This window comes from Parahaliea mediterranea (assembly GCF_017255185.1).
Lineage (GTDB): Bacteria > Pseudomonadota > Gammaproteobacteria > Pseudomonadales > Halieaceae > JAFKCZ01.
Map to the genome: position 1 here is coordinate 24,083 of NZ_JAFKCZ010000002.1, position 26,149 is coordinate 50,231.

Below are 26,149 nucleotides of genomic sequence, written 5' to 3' on the forward strand. Positions count from 1 at the left end.
CGTGGTGAGCCCGGCTCACCGCAAACAGGAGATTTGGCACCGGGGACGGGAGGGCCAACCCATCTAGAATCGCACCTGCAGAAGCAGCGCACCCCGCAACGGCGACAGGCCGCACGCGGGGCCGCCAGCTGAATAATAAGCGATTGATCGGGAGGTACTATGCAACATCCAGTGCGATTCCAGCACAAATTTCTCTTCTCCGCCGTGGCAGCGTCCCTGGCGGTGACGTTGCCGGCCGTGGCGCAGGAGCGCCCCAGGCTGGAGGAGATCGTGGTCACCGCCTCGGCGCGCGAACAGAGCGTGCAGGACATTCCCTACAACATTTCCGCCATGGATGGCGGCGAAATCGCCGCGCAGCAAATCACCGACCAGGCCGAGCTGCTGCGCTCCATTTCCGGGGTATCGGTCATGGACCGCGGTTATCGCAATTCCGGCATGGTGAACAGCATCATCATACGCGGCCTCAACGTGGACAGCGGACTCACTGGCGATATTGCGCTCAACGCCGTGCCCACGGTCTCCACCTATGTCGACAACACCCCCCTGTTCGCCAATTTCGTGCTCAAGGACATCGCGCGGGTGGAAGTCCTGCGCGGCCCCCAGGGCACGCTGTACGGTTCCGGCTCACTGGGCGGCACCGTGCGCTACATCTCCAACAAGCCGCACACGGAGGCCCTCGAGGGCCAGGTGGACGTGGACTACAGCCAGACCACCGGTTCCAACGGCCACAACACCCACCTCTTCGGCATGATCAACGTGCCGCTTGCGGAGTCCCTGGCGCTGCGCGCCAGCGCCGGCCGCCTCGACAATGACGGCGTCGTCGACTACGTCAACGCCTACCGCCTCAACAGCCATCGCGAACCCCTGATCGCGGTGGACGGCGACTGCGTCGACCCCCGGGACGCCACCGACCAGCAGGTGCTGCACAACGGCGCCTGCTACGGCAATCGCGAGGACGCCGACGATGTGGCGATCGACTACGCCCGCGCCGCCCTGCGCTGGGATATCACCGATCGGCTGAGCCTGCTGGCCACTGTCCAGCACCAGGAGGACGAGGTCGGCGGCCGCCGGGCGGTCACCCTCGGGGACAACAATCAACCGCAGGGCTCGCCGCTGCGCTTCGACTACGACGAGCTGGAATCCGGGCAGGTGTTGCTGGAGCCCTCATCCAGGGAGGTGGACCTGTACAGCCTCGATCTGGAATGGGACCTGGGTTTTGCCACGTTGACCTCCAATACCTCCTACTTCGACAACGAGGGCGTGGGCGAAAGCGACAACGGCGCGCTGTGGGTCAGCGGCGGCGAGGCCGGGGCGGACGAAAGTCGCGACTGGATCACCGCCTTTGGCTATTCCGGTTGGCCGCGGCCGGCGCAGCGTGCGGAACGCGGCTACCGCGACAAAACCCTGGTACAGGAACTGCGGCTGGTCTCCAACGAACAGGTTGCCGGCTTCGACTGGCTGGCGGGCGCGTTTTACCTGGACCAGGAACAGGAGGTCTACCAGAACAGCTACAACCCGGGCATGGACGTATTCAACGACGCCTGCCGCGCCACCGGCGATGCGGTGTGCGACAACTTCTGGCCGCGCTTTTACGACGGCCTGACAGAGATCGACTACGAGTACCTGCGCGAGGTCAGCTTTGAAGAGCTCGCCCTGTACGGCGAACTCACCTACAACTTCTCCGAGTCCCTGCGCCTGACCGGTGGGCTGCGGTGGTTCGACAACGACACGGTGAACGACACCCTGATGGGCTTCCCCCTGGTGGAGGGCTGGACCGCCTCACCGGTACCGCGCTCGCAGGACAGCGACAGCGATATCCTGCTCAAACTCAACCTGTCCTGGGATATCAACCCGCAACTCATGCTCTACGGCACCGTGTCCGAGGGCTACCGGCGCGGCGGCGCCAGCGCGGTCCCCAGCGCCGAGAACGGCGACCCCTTCGGCGAGCCCAACGCCGAGTCCCTGCGCAGCTACGAGAAGGACACCGTGCTCAACCACGAGCTGGGCATCAAGGGAAGGCTCGACAACCTGTCGTTCACCGCGTCCGCCTTCTATGTCGATTGGCGGGACCCCCAGCTCAACGCCACCACCGAGCTCTACGGCTTCTACGTCGCGCTCAATGGCGACGAGGCTTCCACCATCGGCGTGGAACTGGAGGTCGATGGCTACCTCGGCGACACCCTGCACTACCGTATCGGCTATACCTACGTGGAAGCCGAGCTGGAAGCCAATTTCATCAGCCCGCAAAACGGCGCCGTGATCGCAGCGTCGGGCACCACTCTCCCCGGCACACCCGAAAATGTCTTCAGCGCCTCGCTGGATTATCCCTGGCAGTTGCGCGACGGTGTGTACCTGACCCCGCGGATCAATGCCTACTACCAGTCCGAGGCCAAGAACTACATCAGCGACACGGCCGCGGTCAGCCAGGTGCACGACGCCTTCTGGTTACTCGGCGCCTCGGTGGCTTTGAATACCGACAACTGGAACATTACGCTCTACGGCAAGAACCTCGGTAACGAGGAAGGTGTCACCGGGGCCTTCCCCGCCACCGACTGGAGCTACGATACCGGGGTATTCGAGAACTGGTATGGCAACGGCAATCGCCAGATGATCGCGCAGCCGCGCACCCTGGGACTCAGCGCGACCTACCACTTCTAGCCCGTCGACCTCCCCTGGCGGGCCCGACCGCGCCCTGTAGCCGGGCCCGCCATTGCCAGTATCTCCCGCCAACCGCGCCGCCGGTTTGCCCTGCTAAACCAATTTGCGCCGCGGTATCCGCGGCCGGCAATTGCCCCTGCGCGAGCGCCAGGGCAGCTATACACTCGCAGAGCGAATATGCCGGTCACCCCACGGGCAAGACCTGCCACCCGGCACCTAATAATAAATTAGCGGCGAGCGGAGTGAGCCATGAACAGCTGCCCCTTTACCAACCCGCTGGATTCCGCCAGCCACACCGCCGGCATGCCCTACGACGACCTGGCACGCCCACCGGGTCGTGGACGCGGTGGCCGGCGCCCGGGGCGAATGCGACGTCGTGAAAGAGGTGACCGCCGAACGGCCGCTGATCGCGGTCCTGGAACGGCCCGGCGCACCCATCGTGAACCGATCGGCGACTGACGCGGCGCGGGCGGCCCAATGAGCGACGACTACGACTACATCATCGTCGGCGCCGGATCCGCCGGCTGCGCCCTGGCCAACCGCCTGTCCCGGGAGCCCAACCGGCGGGTATTGCTGATCGAGGCCGGGGGCGAGGGCCGCCACCCGATGATCCACATTCCACTCGGCTTTGCCTTCCTGATGAACCACAAGACCCTCAACTGGTGCTACCGGACCGAGGCGGAGCCGCAGCTGGCGGGGCGGCGCATCAAGTGGCCCCGGGGCAAGGTACTGGGGGGCACCAGCGCCATCAACGGCATGGTCTACATCCGCGGCCAGCGGCAGGACTACGACCACTGGGCAGACCTGGGCTGCAACGGCTGGGACTACGACAGCGTGTTGCCCTATTTCAAGCGCGGCGAACACAAGGCCGAGGGAGCCGACGCCTTCCACGGCCGCGGCGGCCCCCTGTGGGTGGAGGAATTCAGGCCCGAAGAACGCATGGCCCTGGCGGATATCTTCGTGCAGGCGGCGATGGAAACCGGCCTGCCCTACAACGCCGACTTCAACGGCGCGCGGCAGGAGGGCGTCGGCTACTACCAAAAAAATATCCGCCGCGGACGGCGCCAGAGCGCCAAGCGCTGCTACCTCGATCCGGTGCGCGGGCGGCCCAACCTCACCGTACTCACCCGCGCCCTGGTCAGCCGGGTGGTGATCGAGGACGGGCGCGCGGTGGCGGTGGAATACCGCCGTCGCGGGACAGCCGCCGGGAAACCCCAGCGAGCCCGCGCGCGCCGCGAAATCGTGCTCTGCGGCGGCACGGTCAATTCGCCGCAGGTACTGGAGTTGTCAGGTATCGGCGACGGCGAACACCTCTCCAGGCTCGGCATCGAGGTGGTGCGGGATCTGCCCGCGGTGGGCGAGAACCTCCAGGACCACCTGACGGTGAACGTGATACAGGGCCTACACGGCGTGCCCACTTTCTACGAGGAGAGTCGCCCCCTCGCCCTGCTGAAAAACCTCGGCCGCTACGCCCTGCGCGGCGAGGGCCTGCTGGCCCATCCCGCGGCCCAGGTCGGGGTGTTCTTCCGCAGCGGCGAGGGCATCGATCGACCCGACGCCCAGGTGCACTTCGCCCCCGCCGCCAGCGAGTACGACAGCGCCGGCAACATGAAATCCCGCCCCGGCACCACCGCCACGGTCTGCCACCTGCGACCGGAAAGCCGCGGCAGTATCCACATCCACTGCTCCGACCCGAGCCTGGCGCCGGCGATCCGCGCCAACTACCTCGCCCGCGAGGGCGACGAACGCGCGCTGGTGGCCGCCGTGCGTCGCGTGCGCGCCTGCTTTGCCGCCCCGGCGCTGGATCCGCACCGGGGCCCGGAGTACCTCCCCGGACCAGCCCGGCAGTCGGATGAGCAGATCCTGCAATACATACGCGAACAGGCGGAATCGGTGTACCACCCGGTGGGCACCTGCCGCATGGGCTCGGATGCCGGCTCGGTGGTGGACGAGCGCCTGCGGGTGCGCGGCGTCGCCGGCTTGCGGGTGGCGGACGCCTCGATCATGCCGACCCTGGTCTCGGGCAACACCAATGCCCCCACCATCATGATCGCCGAAAAGTGCGCCGACCTGCTGCTGCGGGACACCGGCGTGCCACTGGACAGCACCGCCGCGGCGGGGACACCCAGCCGAGAGTACGAGGTGACCGCAGGATGAGCGCACCGGCCGGCCACGAGGCCCTGGACGATCAAAGGTGGCCAAACTGCTCGCCGGCCAGATCAAGCGCTGACCCGCGACGCGGCCTAATCCCCCAGCGTCGCCGCCTTTATCGGTTCCGACAGGATTTTATCGATATCGCCTCGCATCAGCCCCGCGGCAACATCCGTCATCGTATTGACCTGGCGAAGAAACTGGTCGGGGTCGAGATAGTCCAGACCCGCGGCCGTGGACCAATAGGCCCCCATGGAAACCATATTGGCGGCGATGGCCTCAATGCCCAACCGCCGCGGGTGGTGGCCGAGACCGAACCAATGGCCCTGGGACCGGCCGTGGATACCGGCAATGTCGGTGGAACGCAACACCTGCCGACTCGGCTGGTGCCGCCTTAGCGCCGTTTCGGCGATGTCGATCAGGTCGCGGTAGCCGGTGACGTAGTAAGCGCCCCGTTCCGGGCTTCCAGTGGGCAGGTACCGCCCGTCGCGCTCCGCGTATTCCCGCTGCCCCAAGTGCTCCAGGTGCACACTGGCGACCAGGCGGCCATGGGCCGGCGCCAACGCGCCACCCGGCCCCAACACGCGCTCGATGTCGTAGGCCGGCAGCGCGTGTTCGCGGTCGGGGATGAAATGCCGGCTGTCCAGGAACAGCATCAAGCTCTTGTCGCGGTCGCCGCGATCGATCGCGGCGAAATAGCGCAGCATCGCCAGCAGCCCCAGCGGACCGTTCTCCTGCGAGATCGAGGGCCCGTCGGTGTGGGAAATCATCAGGATAATTTCGTCGCGGTCACTGCCGTAGTGGCGCCCGGGCAGCACCGCCGCCAGCTGGTACGCCTCGGTCAGCTCCTGCCGTGCATCGAGAGTGAGGGTGGCGGCGGCGTGCTCGCGCGCGGCCGCCAACAGCTCGCGCCCCGCCTCCCGGCCGAGGTACAGCGTCGGCACATCGTAGATGCCGGGCACCGGAAAACTGTACAGGCCGCGCACCCGCGCGTCGGCCATATCGAAGATCAGCGCCACCCCCGCCGCCCGCGACTGCTTGATCAATTTGAGAAAATGCGGCTCCGGGAAGGGCAGCCGGCCCTGCAGGTTGGCGGCGAACAACTGCGAGGCGGTACTGGCGGCCACGGTCTGCTCCACCTCCAGCCACTGGCCCACCGCGTAGGGATAGTCGGGCGGTGCGTACCACCAGTCCGGCTCCTGTCGCTGGAAGTCGGTGGCGGCGATCCGCAGGGCAACGATCTTGCCCGCCAGTACCGCCGGGTCCGGCAGCGCGGCAAGCTCGGCCCCGGTCAGGACCACCACCGGCGCGGTGACGCCCCCGGAACCCGTGTTTCCCGAATTGGCGCCGTAGTGCGCCACGTCGATGTCACGCCCGCCGATACGCAGTGACCAACCGCTGCGATCGGGCCACTCGGAGGTCCACCAGCGCGTGTAGTGGAATGGATGCCGGCGCACATCCACCATCCCCAAGGCGCGCGCCTCGCGCTCAATGAGATCCATGTAGTTTTGCCAATTGGCGGTGCCGGCAAAGGTCGGGCCGCCGGCATCCTTGTGGCGGTGCCAGTCGAGTACCTGCTCCCGCGATACAGCCAGGCCGGGACAAAATTGCCGCAGGCACTCCGCTCCCGCGCCGGCGGCGGTTGGCGTCACAAAAATGCAAACAACTGCGGTGTAAAGTACTATGGTGGCCCGGGCCCACATAACAACACGGTACATATACTGCTTCCTCGCGACCGTGCCGGCGGTTGCCGGCAATGGCCCTGTGAATATCAAACTGCTCTCCGGCGCCGCAACCCGGTCGGCACCGGGAGCCGGGCGCCCCTGAAATACCGGGAACAAGGCCTCACGCACATGCATCCACAGGCATTCGACACACCCGGGGCAAGCAACCCCCAGGGCATGGCGCGCACCCCGCTGAACCGGTTGCTGGCCATCGCGGCGTCGGAGGGACTCCGGGCCGCCGACCTGTTCGACCGCTGCGGTATCGACGCCGGCTTACTGTGGATCAAGGGGCGCCCCATCGATCGCCACCAATACCTGTCGGTGGCCAATGCGCTGATCGAAGCGCTGGACATGCCCGACCTCGGTTTTCGCTCCGGCACCTCCTTCAGCCTCGGCGACCTGGGCGTCCTCGGCCACGCCATGCTCAGTAGCGAGCACGTCACTCAATCCATCCAGACATATCTCCGCTTCCGCCCCGCCTTCGGCTCCACCTTCCCGGTGCGGGCGCTGGAACTGCGCGGGCAACTCGCCCTGACCGCCGATATCGCGCTGCCGGACAGCCCCCTGAAACGCTACCAACTTGAAAACTGGCTGCTGACCCTGACCGCCCTGTACGACCTCGTGGCGGAACCCGAGGCCCTGTTCCGCTCGATCAGCTTTCCCTACCCGGAACCGCTCCACAGCGACCGCCTGGCCCAGCAGTTTCACTGCGAACTGCTGTTCGACCAGCCGGCTCCCCTGGTGGTACTCAATCGCGAGATCACCCGCAGCCGCCTGAAATTCGCCTGTGAGAACGTGCATCGACTGTGTGCCCAGGAGTGCTACCGGGCCCTGACCCAGCTCTCCCGGCCCCATGCCCTTGACGGCACCGTCAAGGCGCTGCTGGTGGATGCGGCGGGCGACTTCCCCACCCCGACCGAACTGGCGCGGCGCCTGAACATCAGCGAGCGCACACTGCGACGCCGGCTCGCGGACCTCGGCACCAGTTACAAGCGACTGCTGCTCGAGGCGCGGATGGAAGTGGCCGCGAGCCACCAGGCCGCCGGCACCCGCAGCATCAAGGACATTGCCCTGAGCCTGGGCTACGCCGACGTGGTGAGTTACCACCGCGCCTTCAAGGCCTACCACGGGGTGACGCCCGCGCAATTCCGCACCCACACCCCCGCCCTGGGTGCGCCGCTCAAAACTGCCAGTTAACGCCCACACCGTACATCCGCGGCGGCCCGAAGTAGGCGCCCTCCATCCCCACCAGCGTGCGCACACTGCTGCGGTACTCCTCATCCGCCAGGTTCTTGCCGTAGAGGTAGACCGACCAGCCCTGGGCCGGCTGCCCCAGGCTGAGTCGGGCATTGACCAGGGTGTAACTGTCGGATTCGAGGCTGGGCGTGTTCTCGATATCCCGATAGGTGGACTCGGTATAGGTGGCCCACACCGAGGCGCGCAGATCGAAATCACCGGCACTGCCCTCCCAGGTGATATCGCCGGTGACGTTGCTGCCCGGCGTGCCGGGCAGCTCATTGCCGATGCGGGCCGCGGCCTCGGCCGGGTCGTCGCTGTTCCACTCGGTGATCTCGGAGTCCAGCAAGGTCGCCGACAGGCCCAACGACCAGTGCTCGTCCACCAGGTACTTGAGGTCCAGATCGACCCCGGTGACCTCGGACACCGCCGCGTTCTGGGTGACGGCCTCGGTAATACCGCCACCGAGGTCCAGGATCGCCAGCACCTGCTTGTCGGAGTAGTCGTAGTAGTACACCGCCGCGGACAGGTCCAGGGTGTTGTCCAGCAGGCGCGACTTCACGCCGATCTCATAGGCCACTAGCTCTTCCGCGTCATAGGGGATGAAGCCGGCCTCGTCGACAATGCCCGAGCCGTCGAATCCGCCGCTCTTGAAGCCGCGGCTGATGGCGCCGTAGACCAGAGTGTTGTCGAAGGCGGTCCAGGACAGCTTGACCTGGCCGGACACGTCCTGGTCGTCGTAATCGGACTCGCCGTACAGGCCGCCGGCCACCGCCGGATACACCGCGGTGACGATGGAAGTGCCGAAAGGATCGTTCTCCCAGGACCCTCCCTCGTAGTGCTTCTCCTCATCGGTATAGCGCAGCCCGGTGGACAGCTGCAGGCTGTCGGTCAGCTGCCAGTCGATCTGACCGAACACCGACCAGCTCTCGTCATCCTGGTCGTAGCCCGACACCAGCTCGCCCAGCAGGTAATCCCAACTGGACAGGCTGCGGTGGTAATCGATGCGGTCGCGCGTCGCGTTGACGCCCGCCAGCCAGTAGGTCGAGCCGGTGTCGCCGGAAATGCGGAACTCCTGGCTGAGGCTGTCGACCGACTCGTCGTAGGTGGGCTGCGCCAGGCGCAGAGGCGCGAAATCCCCCACCGTGTAATCCCGCGAGAGGGACTCGAACCCGGTCAACGAGGTCAGGGTGAACAGGTCCCCCTCCCAGTTCACCTCCAGGGAGATACCGCCGTTGCGCGCATCCATTTCCCCGGCCACGTCATCGTAATCCACATGCACCGCGCCCGCCTCCGGCTGGAACACCCCCAAGGGGTCGCCGGTGAGGTTAGTGGAGTTCACGATCTCCGAGCCGTCAGTGCCGTAATGCACCCGCAGATCCACCTGCAGGCGATCACTGGCCCGCCACAGGGCGGAGATACGGCCGGCCGCCACATCTTTGTCACCGTAGTCGGAACTCGAGGCCCGCGAGGATATGCCGGGGATAACACCGGGCACCCGGGTAAACCCCGCCGTGCTGTCGGCGGTGCCCGCCCGCTCCATGTAGCCGCCACCCTGGGCGGCGTAACCGGCAAAGCGCAGCAGCAAGGTGTCGCTCAGCGGCGTATCGACGGCGCCCTGCAGGTTGGTTTCTCCGTAGCGCCCGTAACTCAAATCCAGGTAACCGCCGACACCGTCTCCCGGCTCGGTGGACACGAAGTTGATCGCCCCGGCTATGCTGTTGCGACCGTACAGGCCCGCTTGGGGGCCCTTGAGTACCTCCACCCGCTGCAAATCGTACAGCGGCATGCTCAAATAGGAACCAAAGGGCAGGTACACGCCATCCATATAGGCCGATACCGAGGGGTTGTTATTGATCCAGGGATCGGTCGAACCGATGCCGCGGATGGCGATCACGGGGTTGTTGGTGCTGTTGCCCCGGGCGACGTCGAGCGCCGGCGTATTCACGCCGAGATCGGCAAAATCCTGAATCCGCTTTTCCCGCAGATCGTCACTGCTCATCACCGTCATGGATATGGGAATCTCGGCGGCGCTCTGCTCCCGCTTCTGGGCGGTAACTGTAATCTCCTCCATCACTAGCCGTGGCGCGGCCTCCTGGCCAGCGGCGGCCGAGGCCATCACGGCACCGGCCACAGCCAGCGCGAGCCGGGAGTGCAAACGGAAGTTGGCTGGGATAGACATACTGCGGACCTCGGGTTGCTCGAAATGGAAACGCGGGCCAGATTAACAATGCGCTGCCGGCGGGCGTATGACACGGGTGGCCAACGTATTGATGGCAGTGGCCGTCGTGTCGCGACGGCACGGGACAGCCAGGGGCAAGCGGTCAAGACACCGGCCAGACCCGAGCGGGAAGATCGCACCAAAATAGAGCGAATAGTGCAAATAGGGTGCACTTACCTTATGATCGCCGGCCAACCCCGCAAGCGAGATTGAGCCAAATTACATGCGACGCATTCTGACTGTCCTGGCCGGCATTGTCATCGCCACAACGGCGTCTACACTGGCCGCCGACCCCGCAGACACCACCGACGCCAAAGCGCCACAATCCGGACGCGAGATGGTGGTCGACATGAAGGGCAAGCCCCCCTACAAGCGCCGCCTGGCCAATGTCTCCGCAAGCGATACCCGTGAGCCGGTGGCCAGCACGGACAACCGCGAGCAAAGCGCTCCCCGGGGGCGTCCGCCCTACAAGCGCGGCCACTGAACAGGACCGGCACGACGGCAGTGACAGCAAGCCCCCGCCTACCTTGCAGGGGGCATTCCCGCCATCTATAACCACTATTCGCTGGGCTGCTTTGCACCGCGCTGTATTCACTGTCAACATCGGTGGTTCACGCACCCCGGATGGGCCGATACAATACGGTCCCCCGCCCGGCCAGCCTGGAGGGCGGGCACCATCAACGGTTATTCCAGAGATACCCAAACAGGAACGCGACATGATTTATCAGAGTGATGCTCTCACCGTCGAGCGCATGGACGGCGATATCGCCGAACTCCGATTCGACCTGCAGGGCGAATCGGTCAACAAGTTCGACCAGGCGACGGTCCGCCACCTGACCGGGGCCCTGGACGCCCTGGAGGCGGAGACCGGCCTCAAGGGCCTGCTGGTAACCAGCGCCAAGCCGGTCTTTATCGTCGGCGCCGATATCACCGAATTCACCGGGCTGTTTGGCGCGGGCGCGGACGAGCTCAAGGGCTTTACCGCCGTCAACAACGCCAACTTCAACCGCCTGCAAAACCTGCCCTTCCCCAGCTGCGTGGCCATCAACGGCTACGCCCTGGGCGGCGGCTTCGAAATCTGCCTGGCCTGCGACTTCCGGGTGATGAGCACCGCGGCCAAGGTCGGCCTGCCGGAGACCAAGCTGGGCATCCTGCCGGGCTGGGGCGGCACCGTGCGCCTGCCGCGCATCATCGGCGTGGACGAGGCGGTCACCTGGATCGCCTCCGCCGCCGAGCAGCGGCCCGACGCCGCCCTCAAGGCCCGCGCGGTGGACGCGGTGGCGGGACCGGACGAGTTGCGCGAAGTGGCCCTGTCCACCCTGCAAAGCGCCATCGACGGCAAGCTGGACTACGCCGGCCGCCGCGCGCAGAAAAGCAGCCCGCTGCCGATGAACGACACCGAGGCGATGATGGCCTTCTTCACCACCAAGCAGATGGTGCAACAGCAGGCCGGCAAACACTACCCGGCGCCGGTGAAGGCGGTGGAAGTGATCGAGCAGGCCCGGGGCATGGGGCTGGAAGAGGCCCTGGAAGTGGAGGCCGCCGGCTTTGCCGAGCTGGCGGTCACCGACGTTGCCGCGGCCCTGGTGGGCGTCTTCCTCAACGACCAGCTGCTGGGCAAGAAGGCCCGGGACTGGGAGAAGAAGGCCGACAAGAAAGTCGCCCAGGCGGCGGTGCTCGGCGCCGGCATCATGGGCGGCGGCATCGCCTACCAGAGCGCCTACAAGGGCGTGCCCATCAAGATGAAGGACATCGACCAGAAGGGCCTGGATTTGGGCCTGAAGGAGGCCAACAAGCTGCTGGCCAAGCGCGTCGACCGCGGCCGCATGACCCCGGTCAAGATGGGCGAAGTGCTCAACAGCATCGACCCCACCCTGACCTACGGCGGCTTCGACAACGTGGACATCGTGGTCGAGGCGGTGGTGGAGAACCCCAAGGTCAAGCACGCCGTGCTGGCGGAGACCGAGGGCCAGATCAGCGAGGACACCATCCTCGCCTCCAACACCTCCACCATCTCCATCACCCACCTGGCCGAAGCCCTGAAGCGCCCGGAAAACTTCTGTGGCATGCACTTCTTCAACCCGGTGCACGCGATGCCGCTGGTGGAAGTGATCCGCGGCGAGAAGACTTCCGACAAGGCCGTGGCCCGCACCGTGGCCTATGCCAACAGGATGGGCAAGAAAGCCGTAGTGGTGCAGGACTGCCCCGGCTTCCTGGTCAACCGGGTACTGTTCCCCTACTTCGACGGTTTCTCCAAGCTGCTGCGCGATGGTGCCGACTTCCAGGCCGTGGACAAGGTCATGGAGCGCTGGGGCTGGCCCATGGGTCCCGCCTACCTGATGGACGTGGTGGGCATCGACACCGGTGTGCACGCCGCCGGGGTGATGGCCGAGGGTTTCCCCGACCGCATGAAGCTGGACTTCAAGACGGCCACCGAAGTCATGTTCGAGAATGAGCGCCTGGGGCAGAAGAACGGCATCGGCTTCTATGAATACGTAGAGGACAAGCGCGGCAAGCCCCGCAAGACCGTCACCGAGACCACCTACGAGCTGATCAAGCCCCACGTGGCCGAGCGCACGGAGTTTTCGGAGGAGGACATCGTCGCCCGCATGATGCTGCCGATGGCCACCGAGATGGCCCGCTGCCTCGAGGAAGGCATCGTTGGCACGCCGGCGGAAGCCGACCTGGCGCTGCTCTACGGCCTGGGCTTCCCCCCCTTCCGCGGCGGCGTCTTCCGCTGGATGGATACGGTGGGCTTGAACTACATCAGTGATGCCAGCGAGAAATTCGCGCAGCTGGGCAAGGTGTACGAGCTGACCGAGGGCATGAAGGCCAAGCTCGCCGCCGGCGAAACGTACTACTAAGGGATCGCGCCCGCAGTGTCCTTCCGCAATGGCGAACCACCGCCTGTGCGGGAATGACACTGCGGGGCACACTACAAGACACTGGATCCCGCAATGGCGGACTACCGGAAGACCGGCCGCCGCCTAAGCGGGAATGACGAGGGGAACGAGCGAACCCTTCGCACCGAGAGGAGAACTACCGTGAGTCTGAATCCAAGAGACGCCGTTATCGTCGACTACGCCCGCAGCGCCATGGGCCGCTCCAAGAACGGCTGCTTCCGCAACGTGCGCGCCGACGACCTGTCCGCGGCCGTGATCAAGGGCCTGCTGGGGCGCAACGAGCAACTGGACCCCGCCGAGATCGACGACCTGATCTGGGGCTGCGTACTGCAGCGCGGCGAGCAGGGCATGAACCTGGCGCGCCTGCTGGTGCTGCGCGCCGACCTGCCCTTCACCATTCCGGCCCAGACCGTGAACCGCCTGTGCGGTTCCTCCATGAGCGCACTGCACACCGCCGCCGCCAATATCCAGGCGGGTGTCGGCGATGTGTACCTGGTGGGCGGTGTTGAGCACATGGGCCACGTGCCAATGATGGGCGATGTCGACATCAACCCGCGCCTGGGCCTGAACGTGGCCAAGGCCGCGGGCATGATGGGCATGACCGCCGAGTACCTGGCGCTGCTGCACGGCATCGGCCGCGAGCAGCAGGACCAGTTCGGCATGCGCTCCCACCAGCTGGCGCACAAGGCCGCCGAGGCCGGCAAGTTCGACCGCGAAATCATCGGCGTTGAAGGCCACGACGCCAGCGGCGCACTGACCCTGGTGGAGCGGGACGAAACCATTCGCCCGGACACCACCCTGGAAGGCCTGGCGCAGCTCACGCCGTCCTTCAACCCCAAGGGCGGCACGGTCACCGCCGGCACGTCCTCGCAGATCACCGACGGCGCTTCCGCCATGCTGATGATGTCCGCGGAAAAAGCCCAGGCCCTGGGCCTGACCCCGATCGCGCGGGTGAAGGGCATGGCGCTGGCGGGCGTGGACCCGTCCATCATGGGTTACGGCCCGGTGCCCTCCACTCAGAAGGCCCTGAAGAAACTCGGCCTGGGTATCAAGGACATCGAGATGGTGGAGCTGAACGAGGCCTTCGCCGCCCAGGCCCTGCCGGTGCTCAAGGACCTCGAGCTGCTGGACGACATGGACAACAAGGTCAACGTCCACGGCGGCGCCATCGCCCTGGGCCACCCCTTCGGCTGCTCCGGCACCCGCATCACCGGCTCCCTGCTCACCGTGATGCAGGACCGCGACCTGACCCTGGGCGTATCCACCATGTGCATCGGCCTGGGCCAGGGCATCACCACCGTCATCGAACGGGTATAACCCGCCAATAAGGGGTCAGAGCCCTTTTCCTCTTATCACGGAAAAGGGCTCTGACCCGAATGGCACTTACTTAACCGTTGTAGGGCCGAATTTATTCGGCCATTGATGCCGTGAGCGCCTCTTTTGGTCGAATAAATTCGACCCTACAGCGGGCAAAATACCCTGTTTTTGACTTAAGCAAGTGCCATTCGGCTCTGACCCCATTCCAACAGGCACTGGTACAATACCGCTTTTTCCCGTGGTGCCCCCTCGTTATGGCCCTCAAGCCCACTATCTACAAGATCCAGCTCACCCTTGCGGACAGCGATCGCGATCATTACGACAGCTACCCGCTGACCCTGGCCCGTCACCCCTCGGAGACCCTGGAGCGGCTCACCGCCCGGGTACTGGCCTTCGGCTTGCATGCCGAACCGGGGCTGGCCTTTACCCGCGGCCTTTCGAGCACCGACGAACCCGACCTGTGGCAACACAGTGACAGTGGTGAAATCACACATTGGATTGAGGTCGGCCAGCCGGAAGAGGCGCGCCTGCGCAAAGCCTGTGGGCGGGCGGGGCGAGTGAGTGTGCTGGCCTACGGCAAGAGTGCAAGCACCTGGTGGGACAAACAGGGGAGTGATATCGCCGCCCTGCCCCGGCTACGGGTCATACAACTGCCCTGGGAGGAAATTCAAGCGGCATCCGCTTTGATGGAGCGCAATACCGCGCTGACCCTCAGCATCGCCGGGGGGACGCTTTACCTCGACAACGGCGATCACTCCGCGGTGGCGACACCGCAGGTGCTGGTGCCCGGGGACTGAGCGCGGAATCAGGCAGTGTGCGGCGGCCGCCCCAGGTCCGCCGGGGAAAGCGGTTCACTGTCCGCCGAAAAGGGCTCTGACCCCTTATCGGGCGCTTGCGGCCGGGGAGCACGGAGCCAGGGCATGAACAGGGCGTTCAGCACCAGGTAGCCAAGGCCCGCGAGCAGGGCCCCCGGATCGAAGCCGCCGTGCCAGCCCAGCAGCAGGATGCCGGCTGTCGCGGCCAGGCGCAGCCAATCCCTGCGTCGCGCCCCCTCAGAACCCTCCAGCCACCAGGCTGTGGTGACGGTGGTGGCCAGCATTAACGCCCACAACACCACGCCCTGCGGATAGCTGAATTCGCTGTTTTGCATAAAGTGCAGCAGCGCCACCACTGCCAGTAACTGGAAGAAGGCGTACCAGGCCACGGCGGGCGCAATCGCGGGATCGTACTTGCTGAAACGGCTCAGGTCGGGCTTCTCCCGGGGATAGCGCGCCGCCACGTCCGCCGGGCGCCAGCCGGTGCGCGCCCACCACACCCGCGCCTTGTCGCGCCAGTCGCGGGCGCGCCAACTGTCGCGGGCCATGTCGGTGTAGACATGGGTCAGCGCGCGCAACGGGTTCCAGCTGCGCAGGGGACCGCGAATGCCGTAGACCGGCGGCTCCTCGTCCAACTCTTCCTGGAAAGTGCCGAACAACCGGTCCCAAATGATAAACAGGCCGCCGTAGTTGCGATCCATGTAGATGTCATTCTGCGCGTGGTGCACCCTGTGATTGGAGGGCGTGACGAAGATCCACTCGTACCAGCCCAGCTTGGGCACGTGCTCGGTGTGCACCCAGAACTGGTAGATCAGGTTCAGCGAGCCCACGGTCACCACCACCTCGGCGGGAATCCCCAACAGGTACATGGGAATGTAGAACACCCAGCCCAGCAGGAAACCGGTACTGGTCTGGCGCAGGGCGGTAGTGAGGTTGTAGTCCTCGCTCTGGTGATGCGCCACGTGGGCCGCCCACAGGATCGTGCGCTCGTGACCCAGCCGGTGCAGCCAGTAGTAGCAGAAATCATAGAGCACCATGGCCAGCACCCAGGTGAACCAGTGGCTCGCGTCCATCAGCGGCAGGGAGAAGTACTCGGTGACCAGGTAGTAGAAATAGCCGCCCACCCCCAGGGTGACAAAGCGCCGCGCCTGGCTCAGGGTACCCAGGAACAGGCTGCTGATCCCGTCGTTGAGGCGGTAGGTATTGCGCTTGCGGGCAATGCCGTAGCCCAGCTCCAGCAGCATGGCCAGGATAAAAAACGGTACAGCGTAGACAACAAGATTCACGGCACAGTGCGGCGGACGGCGACTCGCCCACCCAGCTCCTTGCAATTGGTCCACCCAGTATCGTGGCTGACCGGGATGAACGCAAACTGAAGGCGTCGCTCTGGCAGAGTGTTTTTCAACAGCCGGTTAAGGGCCGCCATTGAGGGCCGATTTTGGCTAGTGCCGGCCCCGGGCCGGGACTATAGTGGCCCCATGAACAGCGCAGCAACCAACACCGACCAGCAACTGCCCGACCCCGAAACCTGCCGCCGGGCGCGCCTGTCGCGAGACCCGCGCTTCGACGGCGAATTCTTCCTGGCGGTGCGCACCACCGGCATCTATTGCCGCCCGGTGTGCCCCGCCAGGCAGCCGGCGGAGAAAAACGTGCGCTACTTCCGCGAGGCCAGCCAGGCCGCGGCAGCGGGGTTTCGACCCTGCCTGCGCTGCCGGCCCGAGGCGGCCCCCGGCAGCCCCGCCTGGCAGGGCAGTAGCACCACATTGAACCGGGCCCTTGCCCTGATCAACGCCGGGGCCCTGAACGAAGCCGGGCTGGGGGAGCTCGCCGCCCGGCTCGGCGTCGGCGAGCGCTACCTGCGCAAGCTGTTCCAGCGCGAACTGGGGATATCGCCGCTGGCGGTGGCGCAAAACCGGCGCCTGCTGTTTGCCAAACAATTACTGGTGGAGACCGATCTCGACATGACCGATATCGCCTTTGCCGCGGGCTACGGCAGTGTGCGCCGCTTCAACAGCGCGGTGCGCGGCAGCTTCGGGGTACCGCCCTCGGCGCTGCGACGCCAGCGCGTCGCACCGGCCGGCGGGATCACCTTGCAGCTGCAATACCGGCCGCCCTACGACTGGGAGGGTGTCATTGACTTCTTTGCCCGCCACGCGGTGGGCGGCGTGGAGGAAGTGAGCGCCGGCGCCTATCGCCGGCGGATCGACTGCGATGGCGCGAGCGGCGAACTCACCGTGAGTCCACTGCCCAACAAGCACGCCCTGACCCTGAACCTGGACCTGCCGCGCGCGGCCAACCTCATGCCCGTCGTGGCCCGGGTCAGGCGCATGTTCGACCTGGACGCCAACCCGGAAGTCATTGCCGAAACCCTGCGGCGCAGTGATGCCCTGGCGCCACTGGTGAGCCGGTTTCCGGGGGTTCGCTCCCCCCTGTGTTGGTCCGCCACCGAGGCCGCCATCCGCGCCATCATCGGCCAGCAGGTGAGTATCCAGGCCGCCCGTACCGTGTGCGCGCGCCTGGCGGTCGCCTGCGGCAATACCGGCGCTTTCCCGCCGCCAGCAGCCATCGCCGCCCTCGACGATACCCACTTCGCCATGCCCGGCCGGCGTCGCGACAGCCTGCGCGCCGCCTGTCGCCTGCTGGCCAATGGCGAGCCCCCGGCCCTGCTGGAGGCCCTCGGCCAGCTGCCGGGGATCGGACCATGGACCCTGGCCATGGTGGCCATGCGCGGCCTCGGCGACCCGGATGTTTTTCCCCGGCGCGACCTGGGCCTGGTCCGCGCCTGGGAGGCACTGGAAACTGCCGGGGAGTCGCTGGAAACCGCGACTTCCCAGTGGCACCCCTTTCGCGCCTACGCCGCCAACCTGTTGTGGAGAAGCCTGTGAATACCCTGACCGTAGACAGCCCCATCGGCCCCCTGCAATTGGTTTCCAACGGCACGGCCCTGCTAGAGATCCGCTTCCCCGGCATGCACCGCGGGGCCGCGCCCCCCGCTACCGGGGAAGACCCCGCCCTGAGCGCCGGCGCCCGACAGTTGGCGGAGTACTTCGCCGGCCGGCGCCGCCACTTCGACCTGCCCCTGGCGGCCGGCGGCACCGCTTTCCAGCAACAGGTGTGGCGGGCGCTTGAGGCAATCCCCTTCGGCGAAACGCGCAGCTACCGGGACATTGCCGTGCACATCGGGCGCGAGCGCGCGGTGCGGGCGGTGGGCGCCGCCAACGGCCGCAACCCCCTGCCCATTGTGGTGCCCTGCCACCGGGTGGTGGGCAGCGACGGCACCCTCACCGGTTTTGCCGGCGGGCTGGCCATCAAGCGGCAACTGCTGACGATGGAGGGCGCCCTGTAGCGCTTATTTTTTCACGCTCGAGGCGACGGTACGGATCCAGGTGGCCTCGTCGATGAAGCCCGCGCCCCAGCTGGACCAGCGCTGCCCCAGTCCCCGGGCGACGATATCGTCCACGCTGGCGCCGTCCTCCAGGCGCTCGACCACCAGGGTGGCGGTGGCCTCGAGCATGCCCGCGTAACGCTCCAGGTCGGCCTTGTTGGCCAGGCTACCGTGACCGGGCACCACTACGGTGTCGTTGTCGATGCGCTGCAGTACCGCGGTCACGTTGTTCAAATAGCCGCGAACGCTGCCGCCGGAACCGAGGTCGATAAAGGGGAAGCGATCCTTGAAGAAGTGGTCGCCCATGTGCACCACGTTCTGCTCCACGAAATACACCACACTGTCGCCGTCGGTGTGCCCGCGGGGGTAGTGCTGGACTTCCACCGCGCCACCGTTGAAGCGCAGGGCCACCGAATCGCCGTAGGTCACCACCGGCAGCGCCGGCCGCGGGCTGGGTTCGATCACCCGATCCAGGGCCTTCATTTCCTGGCGGGTGGACATGCGCCGGTAGACGTTGTCGTGGGCGACGATCACCGCGCCGCGCTCGCCCCAGTAGGTGTTGCCGCCGGTGTGGTCGAAATGCCAGTGGGTATTGATCACGAAGCGGGGGGTGCCCTCGCCCTCGCCGGCCAACCCGTTGAGGGCCCGGTCGTAGGCCGGCGCGTACTCGGTATAGTCGTCGTCGACGATCAGTACGCCGTCCTCGCCCACCGAGGCCACCACGTTGCCTCCCTTGCCCTGCAACAGGTGCAGGGGCGCGGGCAGTTTGGACATCGCCACCTCCGGCGTGCTGGCGGTTTCAGCGAAAGCCGGACTGGCGGCCGCGAGCACGGCGGCGAGCGTCGCGCACGGCGCGGAAAGGATGTTGCGCATGGCTGTTCCCTTTGTTCGATTTGTCGGCGGGCCAAGCCGGAAGGATACCGCCACCCGCCGGCCCTGCCTAGCCAGCGTCCGTCCAGGCGGGAAAGTGCCGCCTCGACCCCGCGAAGGGTGGGGCTGCATTTTGCCGTTGACGGCGATGAACTCCAGCATAGGGGACCACCGCCCGCGCGGTAATGGGGGAATTAGCGAGCAGCGGTGTATAACGGATGCGCGCCGTCTCGCAGGGTGTTTTTCAACTGTCCACTAGGCGTTGAGATCCGGAATGAGTTCGTCCTTGAGCCGCTCGATCGCGTCTTTGAGCCGCAGCTTTTCCTTTTTCAGGCGTTGCAACAGGATCTGGTTCTGCGACCGGTGGCTGTACATCTCGGTGATCCTGTTGTCCAGTGCGCGATGCCGGGCGACGAGGTCCTGCAGGCGCATGGCGGGGCTTATCACTTCGTTGGCAGCCTCCTCGCGATCGTCAGGACTATCGCTTCCGGGGGGCTCTCTCATGTTCATCACGACTCCAGTGATCGACCGTTAAGGCCAAGGCGACACTCTATACCCAGTTGGATTACCGGCACAAGCGACGCCCGCGGGCCGGGCCGGCCGCGCTAGGCGGCCAGGTAGCGCCGCCAAAGGGGGTGCCCGGCATCGCCGATGGCGAGAAAATGCGGGCTCAGCAGGGTGTCCCGGGTATTGTAGCGCGGGGGCTGGCCATCCAGGCCCAGCAGGGTCCCGCCCGCGGCCTCCAGCAGGGCCTGCCCCGCCGCCACGTCCCATTCGCAGCAGGGGGAAAAGCGGGGATAGAAGTCCCCGGCCCCCTCGACGAGCTGGCAGAATTTTAGCGCGCTGCCACTGTTCAGGCGCTCGATCGGCCCCCAGTGGGATTGCAGCCATTCGAGACAGCCCTGCAGCTCACGGCCGCGATGGCGGCGGCTGGCCAGCACGACCAACGGCGCGCCCTCGCACAGCGCGCGGGTAGTCATCGTGGTCGCGCGCCACTCACCGTTGTCACCCCGGGCATAGCGCCACGCGCCGGTTCCGGGCAGGCCCGCATAGGCCAAACGCTGCAGCGGCAGGTACAGCAAGCCCAGCACCGGCCGATGATCGTCGATCAGGGCGACATTGACAGTGAATTCGCCGGTGCCCGCCACGAACTCCTTGGTGCCATCGAGCGGATCGACCAGCCAGTAGCGCCGCCACTCGTGCCGCCGCGCCTTGTGCTCCGGAGTGGACTCCTCCGACAGCACGGGGACATCGCCGGTCAGCCGCCGCAGCCCGTCGAGCAGAATGTGATGGGAATCGAGATCGGCCCGGGTCAGGGGCGAATCGTCCTGCTTGGCCTTGACCTTCACTTCGCCGGGCGCGTGGTAGTGCCCGCAGATGGCCTCGCCGGCCTCGTGGCACAGCGCGACGAGAGGGGGAATCAGTGATCTCAATGGCTGCACGGGCGGTCCTGTCGAATAGAGTCCACACTATACCACTCCCCCTGCCGGCCCGCTGGCCCCACGCTGCAGCCGGCGGCAAAAAACGGCATAATACGCCACCTGATCACTACCTCCCGAGCCCCGCCATGATCAACTGGGACAGCATCGACACCGTACTGCTGGATATGGACGGCACCCTGCTCGACCTCCATTTCGACAACTTTTTCTGGATGGAGCACGTGCCGCGGGAGTACGCGCGCCGCAATAACATCCCGGAGCAGGAGGCGAGCGAGGCACTGCTGGCGCGCATCAGCGACAACACCGGCACCCTGGACTGGTACAGCCTCGACTACTGGACCGCGCAGCTGGACATGGACCTGCCCGCGCTGAAGCGCGAACTGCGGCACATGGTCAGCCTGCGGCCCCACGCCCTGGATTTCCTCAAGGCCCTGCGCGAGGGACCGCGCGATGTGGTAATGGTCACCAACGCCCACCGCAAGACCCTGGACATCAAGATGGAACAGGTGGACATCACCGACTGGTTCCACCGCATCGTGGTTTCCCACGAGCTGCGGGCGCCGAAGGAAGAGCAGGCCTTCTGGCACGCCCTGCAGGCGCTTCATCCCTTCGACCCGTCGCGCACATTACTGATCGACGACACCGAGTCGGTGCTCGATTCGGCCCATACCTACGGCATCGCCCACCTCCTCACCCTGCTGCAGCCCGACAGCCAGCGCCAAAAGCGCATCGACACGCGTTTCCCCGGCATTCACCACTTCGACGAAATCATGCCGGGCGCCCCCCGCCGGATGGCAACGTGAACGAGGCCGCGCCACTCGCCCGCCTGCGCCTGGACAAATGGCTGTGGGCGGCGCGGTTTTTCAAGACCCGCAGCCTGGCCAAGGCCGCTATCGAGGGGGGCAAGGTGCAGCTGGCGGGCCAGCGGGTCAAGGTCTCCAGGGAAATCGCCGTCGGCGACCACCTGCAGATCCGCCAGGGCTGGGAACTCAAGGAGGTGCGGGTGGAGGCCCTGTCGGACCAGCGCCGGGGCGCCCCCGAGGCGCAGGCCCTGTACCGGGAAACAGAGGATTCAGTGGCGCGCCGGGAGTCCGAAGCCGCCGCCAGGAAGGCCGCCGGGGGCATGATAGAGCGCCCCGCGCGCCGGCCCAGCAAAAAACAACGGCGGCAAATCCACCGCTTCAAGGAATCCCCCGGGGATTGAGCCGCGCCCACCGGGGCGGGTGGGCCGCTATTCGCGGCGTGGCAATGCCCGGCGCGTCAGCCGGCGCGGGCGTCGTCGGTTTCCGGCGTGTAGTGAGCGATGGCATTCCGGCCGGCATCCTTGGCCTGGTAGAGCGCGCGGTCGGCCATAATAATCAGGTCTGCCGGCTCCAGCTGGCTGCCGGGATGCAGCGTCACCACTCCCTGGCTGATGGTGATGCACTGGGCAATCTGCGAGGTGCTGTGCTCGATCCGCTCCTCCAGCACTGTGTCCTTGAGGCGTTCGGCGGTGCGCAGAACCGCATGCTCGTTCGCCCCCGGCAGGATAATGATGAATTCCTCGCCGCCGTAGCGCGCCACCACCTCGCCGGCCCGGGCCGTGGCGCGCTGCATCAGGTCCGCCAGCTTCTGCAACACCACATCCCCGGCGGGGTGGCCGTAGGTGTCGTTGTAGTTCTTGAAGTAATCCACGTCGAGCATCACCACCGACAGCTGGCTGTTATTGCGGCGGGCGCGATTGATCTCCTCGCGCAGCACCTTGTTGACCACGCGGCGGTTGCCTAGGCCGGTCAGCTCGTCGACGTTGGCGAGATCGGTCAGCTGGCGCCGGGCGTCCCGCAGCTGGCGGTTGCGGTCGCGCAGGGAACTGGTGATATCCCCCAGCTCGCGGGCCATGGTCTCGCGCTCCCAGTTGAGGGCGATCATGCTGCGAAAGGACAGGTACACCCGGTTGCTCACCGCCAGTAATACCGCACACACGCCCAGGGTAAACAAACCCACCAGCAGATTGTGCTCCTGCTCCCAATAGTGAGCCAGGCACCACCAGGCGATGGGCCACAGGGAGGTGAACAGGTGGGCGATAAAATACTCGCGCAGCGCGAGCGTCACCCCCATCGACAGGGTGATCACCATGAATATCAGCAGCAGGAACACGTACTGCAGGGTCTCGGGCACCAGATATGTGGCGACGACGTAGGCCGAGGACCAGACCGCCCCGGTCACCGCCGCGCCCAGCAGGAGCTGCCAGTAGACCCGGCGCGGCCGGTCGAGGAAGCGCCGCTCCACCAGGGCATTGCTCATGTACAGGGAGCGGAACAGCAGCATGATCAATACCAGGCAGGCCCACAGCAGCAGGTAGGTGACCGGGATGAACTGCCAAAACAGCGCGATGGTCGCCAGCACCCCCAGCATATTGGCGCTGATGGTGGCGATGCGGCCGTTGAGCATGAGCATCTCCAACTGGGAGGCAAACAGCTCTTCGGCCGGTATGTGGCGCTGGTAGATCATCTGCCAATGCTACACCGATGTCGAGAATGAGCCCATGCACCCCCGAAAAGGTGAGAACCCGGTCACAGTGGCGGCGCCAGCGCAATTGCCAGGGTTCGCCAATTCCGACACACTGCGGCCAAGAACCAGACCGGGGCCCGGAGATGTACTCCTGGAAAACCATCCGCACTTTCTGTGTGGTGTTACTGATTTTGCCGTTGATACACCTGGTGATCCTGGTCTCCCGGGAAACCGCGGCCACCCTGAACAGCTCCCCGACCGCCTGGCAGGGCGAAATGGACGCCTATATCGAGCAGGATGAACGCGCGTCCCTGCCCAAAAACCCCATCGTGGTGATCGGCGGTCGCCGGGTGGCGCTATGGCGGGACCTGCAGACCCTCAGCGCCCACCGGCCGGTGCTGGTGCGCGCGCTCGGCGATGCCACCGTGAACGACCTCACCCACTACCACGAGCGACTCGTGGGCTTCTACCGGCCGGCGGTCGTGGTGCTACTACCCGGCAACAGCGAATTCCAGGTCAGGGACGCCAAGTCCGCCGGTGAACTGGCGCGGGCCATCGGGGAGCTGGTCGCCCTCGACAGCCGCCACGACGGCCAGCGCCTGTTCTACGTGTTCAGCCCGATTAAAACCACCCTCTACCCCGCGGACCATGACAAGATCGACGAAGTTGGCCGCCGTTTACGCGCCTGGGCCGGTGAGCAGCCCGGCCTGCGCCTGCTCGACGCCAACCCCCTGCTCGCGGGCCCCGACGGCACCCCCGACCCGGCCAACTTCCGCAGCGACGGGGTAAACCTCAACAACGCCGGCTACCTGCGCCTGAGCCTGCTGCTGGAACGGCAACTGGCGGCCGATTTTCCGCAGGATTACCCGATTTCCACGGCTCGCTAACACCCACCCGGGGGCAATTTTGCGCTAGAATCCCGGCATGATATCCGACATTCCCATCATCCGGCCCCAGACTCCCCTCCTGGATGCCATCGACCAGGGCCGCTCCCTGCGCGAACTCAGCGAGCACCAGTTGCAGGTTCTCACCGAGGAACTGCGGGCCTTCCTGCTCTACACCGTGGGCCAGACCGGCGGCCATTTCGGTGCCGGGTTGGGAGTGGTGGAACTCACCGTGGCGCTGCACCACGTCTTCAACACCCCCGAGGATCGCATCGTATGGGACGTGGGTCACCAGACCTACCCCCACAAGATCCTCACCGGGCGCATGGGGCAGATGCACACCATGCGCCAGGCGGGCGGACTGGCGGGCTTCCCCAAACGCAGCGAGAGCGCGTACGACACCTTTGGCGTGGGACACTCCTCGACCAGCATTTCCGCCGCCATGGGCATGGCCCTGGCCGCGCGGCAGCAGGGCGTGAACCGCAAGGTGGTGGCGGTGATTGGCGACGGCGCCATCACCGGCGGCATGGCCATTGAGGCCCTGGCCCACGGCGGCCACGAGCGACCCAACATGCTGGTGATCCTCAACGACAACCAGATGTCCATCGGCCACAACCGCGGCGGGCTGGCCACCTACTTCGCCAAGATCTGGGCCAGCAAGACCTACATCGCCCTGCGCGAGGGCTCCAAGCGGGTACTGGAGAAAATCCGCCCCGCCTGGGAACTGGCCAAGCGCACCGAGGAACACATGAAGGGCATGGTCGCCCCCGGCACCCTGTTCGAGGAGCTGGGCTGGCACTACATCGGCCCCCTGGACGGCCACGACCTGCCCCAGCTGATCCATACCCTGGAAAACATGAAAGACCTGGAGGGCCCCCAGTTCCTCCACATCCGCACCATGAAGGGCAAGGGTTTCGCTCCCGCCGAGCGCGATCCGGTGGGCTACCACGCCATCAACAAAATCGAAGCCAAGCCCAAGGGCCCGCAACCCGCCCTGCCACCCGCGGCGCCCAAAAAGCTCAAATACCAGGACGTGTTCGGCCGCTGGCTGTGCGACATGGCCGAACAAGAGCCGCGCCTGGTGGGCATCACCCCCGCCATGTGCGAGGGCTCCGGCATGGTCGACTTCGCCAAGCGCTTCCCGGATCGCTACTACGACGTAGCCATCGCCGAGCAGCACGCCGTCACCCTGGCCGCCGGCATGGCCTGCGACGGCCTCAAGCCGGTGGTCGCCATCTACTCCACCTTCCTGCAACGCGGCTACGACCAACTCATCCACGACGTCGCCCTGCAGAACCTCGACGTCACCTTCGCCATCGACCGCGCCGGCCTGGTGGGCCAGGACGGCCCCACCCACCACGGCGCCTTCGACCTCAGCTACCTGCGCTGCATACCCAACATGGTCATCGGCGCGCCCTCCGACGAGAACGAGTGCCGGCAGATGCTCTACGCCGCCTACCGGCACGAGGGCCCCAGCGCGGTACGCTACCCACGGGGAACCGGGCCGGGTGCGATTATCGCCAATGAGATGACGGGGATGGAGATTGGCAAGGCGGTGACCGTGAGGCGGGGGGAGCGGGTGGCGATACTCAGCTTTGGCACCGTGCTGCCCGCGGCCATGGAGGCGGCGGAGGCGTTGAATGCCACGGTGGTGGATATGCGGTGGGTGAAGCCACTCGACGAAGCCCTGATTATGGAGCTGGCCACACAGCACGAACTGCTGGTGTCGATCGAAGACAATGCCACCGCCGGCGGCGCAGGATCGTCGGTGGGTGAATACCTGCACAAGGCAAGATTTGACACTCCCCTGCTGACAATGGGCATTGCAGACCAGTTCATTGACCACAGTTCGCAAACAGAACAACACAACGATGCAGGAATGAGCGCAGAGGGCATCAAACAGGCCATCCTCCAGTTTCGCGGCATGCCACGCCAGTCCTGTAGGGCCGAATTCATTCGGCCACCCCTGTCGCCGGATTCACCAACCGTCAGCAGCCCCACTTCGACGGCCAACGCCATTCCCGCGAATGCGGGAATCCATCGTCCCTAGTCACAC

The 26,149-nt window shown here is 66.0% G+C and carries 20 protein-coding genes; 13 read left to right on the forward strand and 7 right to left on the reverse strand.

The window, feature by feature from the left end; all coding sequences use genetic code 11:
* The first annotated feature begins 159 nt into the window (after positions 1 to 159).
* On the forward strand, positions 160 to 2,658 hold the full coding sequence (locus JYP50_RS02580; RefSeq protein ID WP_206558911.1) for a TonB-dependent receptor: 2,499 nt from the start codon (positions 160 to 162) through the stop codon (positions 2,656 to 2,658).
* A gap of 477 nt (positions 2,659 to 3,135) precedes the next feature.
* Positions 3,136 to 4,815, forward strand: coding sequence for a GMC family oxidoreductase (locus JYP50_RS02585; RefSeq protein ID WP_206558912.1), 1,680 nt, complete (start codon positions 3,136 to 3,138; stop codon positions 4,813 to 4,815).
* An 86-nt stretch (positions 4,816 to 4,901) separates the two neighbouring features.
* Here JYP50_RS02585 and JYP50_RS02590 read toward each other — a convergent pair whose 3' ends face one another.
* Positions 4,902 to 6,461, reverse strand: coding sequence for a hypothetical protein (locus JYP50_RS02590; RefSeq protein ID WP_206558913.1), 1,560 nt, complete (start codon positions 6,459 to 6,461; stop codon positions 4,902 to 4,904).
* Between the two features lie 201 nt (positions 6,462 to 6,662).
* Between JYP50_RS02590 and JYP50_RS02595 the strand changes: the two genes are divergently transcribed.
* Positions 6,663 to 7,730 (forward strand): AraC family transcriptional regulator, encoded by a 1,068-nt coding sequence (locus JYP50_RS02595; protein ID WP_206558914.1) that lies wholly within the window; start codon positions 6,663 to 6,665, stop codon positions 7,728 to 7,730.
* Here the strand turns inward: JYP50_RS02595 and JYP50_RS02600 are convergent.
* Positions 7,714 to 9,951, reverse strand: coding sequence for a TonB-dependent receptor (locus JYP50_RS02600; protein ID WP_206558915.1), 2,238 nt, complete (start codon positions 9,949 to 9,951; stop codon positions 7,714 to 7,716). The genes JYP50_RS02595 and JYP50_RS02600 overlap by 17 nt on opposite strands.
* A 262-nt stretch (positions 9,952 to 10,213) precedes the next feature.
* Here JYP50_RS02600 and JYP50_RS02605 point away from each other — a divergent pair, with 262 nt between their 5' ends.
* From JYP50_RS02605 to JYP50_RS02620, 4 genes are all read left to right on the forward strand, one after another.
* Positions 10,214 to 10,474: a hypothetical protein gene (locus JYP50_RS02605; protein WP_206558916.1), complete on the forward strand. Its 261-nt coding sequence runs from the start codon at positions 10,214 to 10,216 to the stop codon at positions 10,472 to 10,474.
* Between the two features lie 232 nt (positions 10,475 to 10,706).
* Complete coding sequence (fadB, locus tag JYP50_RS02610; RefSeq protein ID WP_206558917.1) at positions 10,707 to 12,854, forward strand: fatty acid oxidation complex subunit alpha FadB; 2,148 nt, start codon at positions 10,707 to 10,709, stop codon at positions 12,852 to 12,854.
* Between the two features lie 180 nt (positions 12,855 to 13,034).
* Complete coding sequence (gene fadA, locus JYP50_RS02615) at positions 13,035 to 14,210, forward strand: acetyl-CoA C-acyltransferase FadA (protein ID WP_206558918.1); 1,176 nt, start codon at positions 13,035 to 13,037, stop codon at positions 14,208 to 14,210.
* A 254-nt stretch (positions 14,211 to 14,464) separates the two neighbouring features.
* A complete protein-coding gene (locus JYP50_RS02620) occupies positions 14,465 to 15,007 on the forward strand; it encodes a YaeQ family protein (RefSeq protein ID WP_206558919.1) in 543 nt (180 codons plus the stop codon).
* A gap of 8 nt (positions 15,008 to 15,015) precedes the next feature.
* Here the strand turns inward: JYP50_RS02620 and JYP50_RS02625 are convergent, their stop codons facing one another.
* The gene (locus JYP50_RS02625) at positions 15,016 to 16,311 is read right to left on the reverse strand and encodes a sterol desaturase family protein (RefSeq protein WP_206558920.1); all 1,296 of its coding nucleotides are present in this window, start codon (positions 16,309 to 16,311) and stop codon (positions 15,016 to 15,018) included.
* 192 nt (positions 16,312 to 16,503) lie between these two features.
* On the opposite strand from JYP50_RS02625, the gene JYP50_RS02630 reads away from it, so the two are divergent.
* Together JYP50_RS02630 and JYP50_RS02635 are read left to right on the forward strand one after the other, a co-directional pair.
* Entirely contained in the window at positions 16,504 to 17,910 is a 1,407-nt protein-coding gene (locus JYP50_RS02630; protein WP_206558921.1) for an AlkA N-terminal domain-containing protein, read from the forward strand.
* Complete coding sequence (locus JYP50_RS02635) at positions 17,907 to 18,371, forward strand: methylated-DNA--[protein]-cysteine S-methyltransferase (protein ID WP_347136711.1); 465 nt, start codon at positions 17,907 to 17,909, stop codon at positions 18,369 to 18,371. Before JYP50_RS02630 ends, JYP50_RS02635 begins: the two co-directional genes overlap by 4 nt.
* 3 nt (positions 18,372 to 18,374) lie before the next feature.
* On the opposite strand, the gene JYP50_RS02640 is transcribed toward JYP50_RS02635, so the two are convergent.
* The 3 genes from JYP50_RS02640 to cysQ form a co-directional block, all read right to left on the reverse strand.
* Positions 18,375 to 19,283: an MBL fold metallo-hydrolase gene (locus JYP50_RS02640; RefSeq protein WP_206558922.1), complete on the reverse strand. Its 909-nt coding sequence runs from the start codon at positions 19,281 to 19,283 to the stop codon at positions 18,375 to 18,377.
* 252 nt (positions 19,284 to 19,535) lie between these two features.
* Positions 19,536 to 19,784, reverse strand: a complete 249-nt coding sequence (locus tag JYP50_RS02645) for a YdcH family protein (protein ID WP_206558923.1) — start codon at positions 19,782 to 19,784, stop codon at positions 19,536 to 19,538.
* 101 nt (positions 19,785 to 19,885) lie between these two features.
* Positions 19,886 to 20,722 carry a 3'(2'),5'-bisphosphate nucleotidase CysQ gene (cysQ, locus tag JYP50_RS02650; protein ID WP_206558924.1) on the reverse strand — a complete coding sequence of 279 codons (837 nt, stop codon included), beginning with the start codon at positions 20,720 to 20,722 and terminating at the stop codon, positions 19,886 to 19,888.
* A gap of 125 nt (positions 20,723 to 20,847) precedes the next feature.
* On the opposite strand from cysQ, the gene yrfG reads away from it, so the two are divergent.
* On the forward strand, positions 20,848 to 21,522 hold the full coding sequence (yrfG, locus tag JYP50_RS02655) for a GMP/IMP nucleotidase (protein WP_206558925.1): 675 nt from the start codon (positions 20,848 to 20,850) through the stop codon (positions 21,520 to 21,522).
* On the forward strand, positions 21,519 to 21,923 hold the full coding sequence (locus tag JYP50_RS02660) for a S4 domain-containing protein (protein WP_206558927.1): 405 nt from the start codon (positions 21,519 to 21,521) through the stop codon (positions 21,921 to 21,923). The genes yrfG and JYP50_RS02660 overlap by 4 nt, the downstream gene beginning before the upstream one ends.
* 56 nt (positions 21,924 to 21,979) lie before the next feature.
* Here JYP50_RS02660 and JYP50_RS02665 read toward each other — a convergent pair whose 3' ends face one another.
* On the reverse strand, positions 21,980 to 23,209 hold the full coding sequence (locus JYP50_RS02665; protein ID WP_206558928.1) for a GGDEF domain-containing protein: 1,230 nt from the start codon (positions 23,207 to 23,209) through the stop codon (positions 21,980 to 21,982).
* Positions 23,210 to 23,352: 143 nt separating this feature from the next.
* On the opposite strand from JYP50_RS02665, the gene JYP50_RS02670 reads away from it, so the two are divergent.
* Together JYP50_RS02670 and dxs are read left to right on the forward strand one after the other, a co-directional pair.
* Complete coding sequence (locus JYP50_RS02670; RefSeq protein ID WP_206558929.1) at positions 23,353 to 24,096, forward strand: hypothetical protein; 744 nt, start codon at positions 23,353 to 23,355, stop codon at positions 24,094 to 24,096.
* A gap of 37 nt (positions 24,097 to 24,133) precedes the next feature.
* Positions 24,134 to 26,143 (forward strand): 1-deoxy-D-xylulose-5-phosphate synthase, encoded by a 2,010-nt coding sequence (gene dxs / locus JYP50_RS02675; RefSeq protein WP_206558930.1) that lies wholly within the window; start codon positions 24,134 to 24,136, stop codon positions 26,141 to 26,143.
* Positions 26,144 to 26,149 lie beyond the last annotated feature (6 nt).

Bases quoted from the DNA above. Each gene is read 5' to 3' on its own strand.
- JYP50_RS02580 (WP_206558911.1), top strand. From the start codon at position 160: ATGCAACATCCAGTGCGATTCCAGCACAAATTTCTCTTCTCCGCCGTG.
- JYP50_RS02585 (WP_206558912.1), top strand. From the start codon at position 3,136: ATGAGCGACGACTACGACTACATCATCGTCGGCGCCGGATCCGCCGGC.
- JYP50_RS02595 (WP_206558914.1), top strand. From the start codon at position 6,663: ATGCATCCACAGGCATTCGACACACCCGGGGCAAGCAACCCCCAGGGC.
- JYP50_RS02600 (WP_206558915.1), bottom strand. From the start codon at position 9,951: ATGTCTATCCCAGCCAACTTCCGTTTGCACTCCCGGCTCGCGCTGGCT.
- JYP50_RS02605 (WP_206558916.1), top strand. From the start codon at position 10,214: ATGCGACGCATTCTGACTGTCCTGGCCGGCATTGTCATCGCCACAACG.
- fadB (WP_206558917.1), top strand. From the start codon at position 10,707: ATGATTTATCAGAGTGATGCTCTCACCGTCGAGCGCATGGACGGCGAT.
- JYP50_RS02620 (WP_206558919.1), top strand. From the start codon at position 14,465: ATGGCCCTCAAGCCCACTATCTACAAGATCCAGCTCACCCTTGCGGAC.
- JYP50_RS02630 (WP_206558921.1), top strand. From the start codon at position 16,504: ATGAACAGCGCAGCAACCAACACCGACCAGCAACTGCCCGACCCCGAA.
- JYP50_RS02640 (WP_206558922.1), bottom strand. From the start codon at position 19,283: ATGCGCAACATCCTTTCCGCGCCGTGCGCGACGCTCGCCGCCGTGCTC.
- JYP50_RS02645 (WP_206558923.1), bottom strand. From the start codon at position 19,784: ATGAGAGAGCCCCCCGGAAGCGATAGTCCTGACGATCGCGAGGAGGCT.
- yrfG (WP_206558925.1), top strand. From the start codon at position 20,848: ATGATCAACTGGGACAGCATCGACACCGTACTGCTGGATATGGACGGC.
- JYP50_RS02665 (WP_206558928.1), bottom strand. From the start codon at position 23,209: ATGATCTACCAGCGCCACATACCGGCCGAAGAGCTGTTTGCCTCCCAG.
- JYP50_RS02670 (WP_206558929.1), top strand. From the start codon at position 23,353: ATGTACTCCTGGAAAACCATCCGCACTTTCTGTGTGGTGTTACTGATT.
- dxs (WP_206558930.1), top strand. From the start codon at position 24,134: ATGATATCCGACATTCCCATCATCCGGCCCCAGACTCCCCTCCTGGAT.